Annotated in this window: 2 protein-coding genes; both read left to right on the forward strand. The window is 67.0% G+C overall.

Annotation, left to right across the window (positions count from 1 at the left end; translation table 11 throughout):
* Window positions 1–102 precede the first annotated feature (102 nt).
* Window positions 103–453, forward strand: a complete 351-nt coding sequence (gene fdxA / locus A5789_RS01255; protein ID WP_064903837.1) for a ferredoxin — start codon at window positions 103–105, stop codon at window positions 451–453.
* A partial coding sequence (locus tag A5789_RS01260; RefSeq protein WP_064922688.1) for a metalloregulator ArsR/SmtB family transcription factor occupies window positions 450–1,069 on the forward strand: 620 nt, incomplete at its 3' end. The genes fdxA and A5789_RS01260, both read left to right, overlap by 4 nt.

The raw sequence follows: 1,069 nt of genomic DNA on the forward strand, positions 1-1,069 counted from the left end.
GTGATGTGAACTGGATCCGCTGCCGACGGCGTGCGCCGGGAGATTCGGTGGGGTGTGTCACCGGTCTTAGTTTATACAAGCTTTGGATGTATAAATAGAGGTATGGCGTATGTGATCGGCGAGCCGTGCGTGGACGTGATGGACCGGGCGTGTGTGGAGGAGTGTCCGGTCGACTGCATCTACGAGGGTGCTCGCTCGTTGTATATCCACCCCGACGAGTGCGTGGACTGTGGGGCGTGTGTGCCGGTCTGCCCGGTGGAGGCGATCTATTACCAGGACGACCTGCCGGCCGAGCTCGAGCCCTACCTCGACGACAACGCCGCCTTTTTCAGCGAGACCTTGCCCGGTCGCGACGAACCTCTCGGATTTCCCGGTGGCGCAGCCAAACTCGGCCCCGTCGGGGTGGATACGCCGCTGGTTGCCGCGCTGCCGAAACGGAGTGCCCAGCCATGACGCGCGAAACGACGTCCGCTGCCACGCCGTCCAGTTCGCGTGCGACGCCGGCCGGGGCCGGTGGTGGGCGGCGCGGCGAGGTGCTCGCGGTATTGCGCGACTCGCGTGATGCGTTGAGCATCCTCGATATCGCCGCGCACCTGCAGTTGCATCCGAACACGGTGCGTTTTCACCTCGAGGCGCTGGTCGAGGCCGGGCAGGCCGAGCGGGTCGACAGTCCGCGCACCGGTCCGGGCCGGCCTCCGCAAATGTTTCGCGCCCATCGCGGGATGGACCCCGCCGGGCCGCGTAACTACCGGCTGCTCGCCGATATCCTCACCGCTCAGCTGGCCTCCGATCCCGACCCGTTGGATCGTGCGGAGGAGGCCGGGCGCAGTTGGGGCCGCACGTTGACTCGCGACATGGATGCCGAGGCGCCGACCGCCGAGCAGGCTGTGAGCGATTTGGTGCGGGTGCTCGACGAGGTCGGATTCGACCCCGAACCCGACATCGATAGCGGCCGGACGCGAATCCGGTTGCGGCACTGCCCCTTCCTCGATCTGGCCGAAACTCGTGCGAGTGTGGTGTGCCCGATCCATCTGGGCCTGATGCAGGGCGTGCTGGAGGGCCGGGCCGC

This window comes from Nocardia sp. 852002-51101_SCH5132738, from assembly GCF_001665695.1.
Lineage (GTDB): Bacteria > Actinomycetota > Actinomycetes > Mycobacteriales > Mycobacteriaceae > Nocardia > Nocardia nova.